Below are 4018 nucleotides of genomic sequence, written 5' to 3' on the forward strand. Positions count from 1 at the left end.
CGTATCGATGGGTGAGTCGCGACTCCTGTGCCGTCCTTCTCGGCTGGCGCCCACTTCTCGTATTGCCGACTGCGCACCGCGCTGCCGGAGGGGACCACTGCATGTACTTGACACCGGCCGCTCTATCGAGGGTCGGGTCGGCGCCATCGGCTTCGTCGCTCCCGCGGACAAGCTCGCTGGACGCGAGAACGAGATCTGGGCGCGACGTGACGAGCGTCTCGAAGCAGCACGCGAAAGACGCGCGCTCGCGCGTCAGGCAGCGCGCAACAGCGCGGCGCCGCCCACTTCAGCCCCTTCCTTGACTACCCTACCTGCCCTAGGCATCCAATGAACCATCAACCCAGGAGTCGCGTTCCCGCTGAACCGGTACATCGCAAGCTCTCTAGTGCATGAACGAGTCGCAGTCACTAGGAGCAAAAGTCACGACCTCGCCGTGTGCAGTGGCACCCGGGTCGTCGTAGGTCGCGGTGTACGTCGTACCATTTCGCTCGAAGTTCCAGACTCCATTGGATGCAGGCGCTTCGATATCCCAGACCACAGTGCAGTCGGCGGTTTGCGCGTTCATGAGATCCGAACTGTAGAACCGCGTTCTCGAAGAGGACGCCGAGACATCGTGGACAAAGCACTCCACCAACACGCTTCCATCTGCAAAATCTATCATGGTGTAGCCGAGCCCTATATCAGTGCCACGCACCTTGTTGCAGTACACGGAAGCGGAGGGTTTTAGGCCGCTAGGTCCTTGAGGCCCCGCCGGGCCTTGTGGGCCAGCGGGGCCTTGTGGGCCAGCGGGGCCCCGAGATCCGTCGGTTCCCTTTGGACCTGCTGGCCCTTGAGATCCGTCGGTTCCCTTTGGACCTGCCTGCCCCTCAGGCCCCGCTGGACCCTCGGGGCCGGTTTCACCAGGCGGACCCACCTCCCCGGTGCACCCAGCACACAATACGACAAAGGCTCCCAATAGTATCCGTCGCATTTGAGACCTCCTCCTGAGACCCGATTACGGCCCGCCCTACACGCGAAAGTCAACCCCTTTCTTGAGGCGTGTTACCGCGAGGCGGTCACGCCAGTAGCCTGGCTTGCGGCTGGAGTGCTCGAAGGCAACGACGACCGGGAGACCCTGCATGACCACGAGGTAGATTGCGTATCGGGAGAACCGCCCGAGCCGAAAGCGGCGCACCCCTAGGCCGCTACAGGTCGTGGCTACAACCGCGCTCGTCCCGGGACTATCAGCGGCGTGCGCGAGCGTGCGCTCAAACTCGTCGATCAGTTCGCCGCCGAGCCCGGGACGCTGCTCCTCGTACCATTCCGCCGCTTCGGTGAGCTCAATGAGCGCCTCCGGACGAATCTGGCGCAGCCGCATTATTCGTGACGGACGTGGCGAAGGTCGGCGCGCAGCGAACGGAGGGCCTCATCGAGGTCGACAAGCTTCCCTTCGCCGCGCTCGATCTCTTCCACCCTGCGGACGGCCTCGTCTTGCCAAGCTTGGCGGATGTCGTCGGACGCATCCCTCCGTACGCTGTCAAGTATCGCTTCGCCGATACGGCGCCTGTCTTCCTCCGGCAGGGCCAGAGCTACTTCGAGAATCTTCTTCGAGGCGGACGTCACGCTTGAAGTCTACCCGGCCCCCTGGCCGCCTGCCACTGGAGCCCTTGAGTCGCGGGAGCGCAGCGGCATGCCCGCCAACGCGGTCACCCGTCGCACCAGCTCCGCGTCACCCGCCTCCAACACCGCCTCAGCCGCGCGCACGACCTCCGCTTCCAGCACGCCCCACGCCAGGCGTACTGCGCCTCAAGCCTGCTCACTGCGCGCCCTGCCTCGATGTCGCGCAGCAACTCCAGCGCCAGCCTAGCAACATAGCCCCCACGTTGGCCCAAAGCGCACGAGAACCCGTAACCCCTTGATATCCTGAACGCTCCCTTTGGGACCGAGAAACCGAAGTTCAAAGGTGCCGAGACAGAAAGCCGAGGAATTCCATGAGCAAGAGACATGTACTGGTGACAGGAGCAACAGGAAAACAAGGCGGGGCTGTGGTGCACGCCCTTCTCAAGGCTGGCCACGCGGTTCGTGGCTTGACCAGAAACTCTGGTTCGGAAGCAGCCCGTGCGCTGGCCGACCGTGGCGTGGCACTCGTCAAAGGCGATTTTGCTGACCGCGACTCGATTCGTACCGCAGTAGCGGGAGTCGACTCCGTCTTCGCGATGAGCACGCCGTTCGAGGCGGGTGTGGAGGCGGAGACGGCGCAAGGCAAAGCACTGGTCGACGCCGCCGCAGAAGCGCGTATCAATCACTTTGTTTATACGTCGGTAGCATCCGCAGATCAGAGCACGGGGATCCCGCACTTCGACAGCAAGTTCGCTGTGGAGCAACACCTGGAGTCCACGGACTTGCCATGGACGGTGATCGCACCCGTTTACTTCATGGAGAACTTGTTCCTCCCGCAAATCATGGAGGGGCTGAACAACGGCGTCTACGCGGTACCCATGCCTGCAGACATTGCATTGCAACAAGTGGCCGTCGAGGACATCGGCAGCTTCGGCGCCCACGTCGTGTCAAACCGGGATGCTTTTCTGGGCAAGCGCATCGACATTGCTGGTGATGAGCTCACCGCCCGCCAAACTGCCGAGGTGCTGAGCAAGGTCATGGGCCGAAGCATCAACCTCGCCCAGGTGCCGATGGAGCAGATCCGCGCCTTCATGGAGGATCTTGCGCTGATGTATGAATGGTTCATCTCCACGGGTTACTCCGCGGATATTGCGGGCTTGCGCAAGGCATACCCGGAAGTTGGTTGGCATCGGTTTGCCAAATGGGCTGAAACTGCCGTTCCGACGTGAAGGCTTGCCGTAAGCGAGCATTGAGGGCAGCTGCTGCGCGGACGAGGGCCTCGAAAAGCCCGCTCTTCTTGGCCGCCGCCTCCTTCGTGGAGTTGCCGACCATGGCATCCGCCGCCGGTGGTCATTTATGCCGGGGCGACTCGGGCTGTTCAACGACGTAGCTGGCCCAGCGTCGGCGCCGTCATGGCTTCACCGCCTCGAAGGCGACCCAACCCGGAAGCAGCTGGAAGCTCCCGAGCTCGCTCAAGTGCCGCGATCGGAAACCGGCGCGTTGCAGTGCCTCCGACACTCGGCTCGGGTCGAAGACCGCGAGTCTGACGCGAGATTGTCGGCGGGTGATCGCTAGAGCGTTCACGAACGGTCTTGCTTTTCAACGAAGAACACTCCCAGGCCGTTCCACCACGAATCCACGGTGTGATCTCCTGGCAGCTCTCGCTCCCATAAGCAGTGCAGTTTGGTGTCGCGTAGCGCCTCACGCGTCGCGCCTCGGATCACTATATCGTTCCAGTCGTCGACTACGATGATAGAACGGTGGCTAAGAAGGGGGAACGCTTGGATAATACCCCGGTAGGTTCCCTCGAAGCTGTGGTCACCGTCATAGAAATACACACCGACAGGTGTGCTTACCCGCCGTTCGGAAAACATGCGCTCCGAGGACATCTCGTGGAACTCGATCTTGCCGGTGTGCGCTCGGTAACGCTCCAAACTGCGTCTTAGCGCTCTCTTGGCGAGTATGCCGGATCCTGTGAAGCGGCCGAGGAAGCGAAACTTATCGCACCCAATGCAGGTACGATCGACGTTTCCATAGGCGGCGCTCAGCAACGTAAGTCCCTTATACGTTCCTATCTCGAGATAGCACTCATTGTCTTCCATGTGCGCAACCAGGCAGTTCAGGAAGTTGCAGACCCTGGGGCTGGACAGCCCTTCAACCTCGACAAGGGCACGCGCCCCGGCGAAATCGTTGTGTTGCTCTAGTACCTCTCCACAGGGGAGATGACCGTTTCAGGCGGCGAGGTGCTGAGTCTGGGTGGGGACGGGGTAGACGCGACCCAGCTTCTTGCGCGCCTTGTCGACAGTAAAGAGCCACTCGATGCGGGCGCCCTGACGGTTGCGGGTGCGTTCCCAGGCTGCGAGCTCGCGGCAGAGGACTTCACGGTCCCCGATCCGTCTTTCGAGACACTGCGTCTTCA

Annotated in this window: 8 protein-coding genes; 2 read left to right on the plus strand and 6 right to left on the minus strand. The window is 62.0% G+C overall.

What is annotated here, in order from left to right:
* Positions 1-331: hypothetical protein (locus MJD61_14530; protein ID MCG8556487.1), on the plus strand; the 331-nt coding region annotated here is incomplete at its 5' end.
* A gap of 51 nt (positions 332-382) precedes the next feature.
* Here the strand turns inward: MJD61_14530 and MJD61_14535 are convergent.
* The 4 genes from MJD61_14535 to MJD61_14550 form a co-directional block, all read right to left on the minus strand.
* A complete protein-coding gene (locus tag MJD61_14535) occupies positions 383-661 on the minus strand; it encodes a hypothetical protein (GenBank protein MCG8556488.1) in 279 nt (92 codons plus the stop codon).
* Positions 662-1006: 345 nt separating this feature from the next.
* Positions 1007-1357 carry a type II toxin-antitoxin system RelE/ParE family toxin gene (locus MJD61_14540; protein ID MCG8556489.1) on the minus strand — a complete coding sequence of 117 codons (351 nt, stop codon included), beginning with the start codon at positions 1355-1357 and terminating at the stop codon, positions 1007-1009.
* Positions 1357-1602: an addiction module protein gene (locus MJD61_14545; protein MCG8556490.1), complete on the minus strand. Its 246-nt coding sequence runs from the start codon at positions 1600-1602 to the stop codon at positions 1357-1359. Before MJD61_14545 ends, MJD61_14540 begins: the two co-directional genes overlap by 1 nt.
* A 9-nt stretch (positions 1603-1611) precedes the next feature.
* Complete coding sequence (locus MJD61_14550) at positions 1612-1761, minus strand: hypothetical protein (protein MCG8556491.1); 150 nt, start codon at positions 1759-1761, stop codon at positions 1612-1614.
* Positions 1762-1970: 209 nt separating this feature from the next.
* Here MJD61_14550 and MJD61_14555 point away from each other — a divergent pair, with 209 nt between their 5' ends.
* Complete coding sequence (locus MJD61_14555; GenBank protein ID MCG8556492.1) at positions 1971-2828, plus strand: NmrA/HSCARG family protein; 858 nt, start codon at positions 1971-1973, stop codon at positions 2826-2828.
* A gap of 351 nt (positions 2829-3179) precedes the next feature.
* Here MJD61_14555 and MJD61_14560 read toward each other — a convergent pair whose 3' ends face one another.
* Both MJD61_14560 and MJD61_14565 read right to left on the minus strand, forming a co-directional pair.
* The gene (locus tag MJD61_14560; protein MCG8556493.1) at positions 3180-3701 is read right to left on the minus strand and encodes a class I SAM-dependent methyltransferase; all 522 of its coding nucleotides are present in this window, start codon (positions 3699-3701) and stop codon (positions 3180-3182) included.
* A 129-nt stretch (positions 3702-3830) separates the two neighbouring features.
* The coding region (locus MJD61_14565) for an IS630 family transposase (GenBank protein ID MCG8556494.1) at positions 3831-4018 on the minus strand (188 nt) is incomplete at its 5' end.

This window comes from Pseudomonadota bacterium (genome assembly GCA_022361155.1).
In the GTDB taxonomy this organism is placed as follows: Bacteria; Myxococcota_A; Polyangia; order Polyangiales; family JAKSBK01; genus JAKSBK01.

Coding starts and splice junctions, on each gene's coding strand:
- MJD61_14540 (MCG8556489.1), bottom strand. CDS start 1,357: ATGCGGCTGCGCCAGATTCGTCCGGAGGCGCTCATTGAGCTCACCGAA.
- MJD61_14555 (MCG8556492.1), top strand. CDS start 1,971: ATGAGCAAGAGACATGTACTGGTGACAGGAGCAACAGGAAAACAAGGC.
- MJD61_14535 (MCG8556488.1), bottom strand. CDS start 661: ATGATAGATTTTGCAGATGGAAGCGTGTTGGTGGAGTGCTTTGTCCAC.
- MJD61_14560 (MCG8556493.1), bottom strand. CDS start 3,701: ATGGAAGACAATGAGTGCTATCTCGAGATAGGAACGTATAAGGGACTT.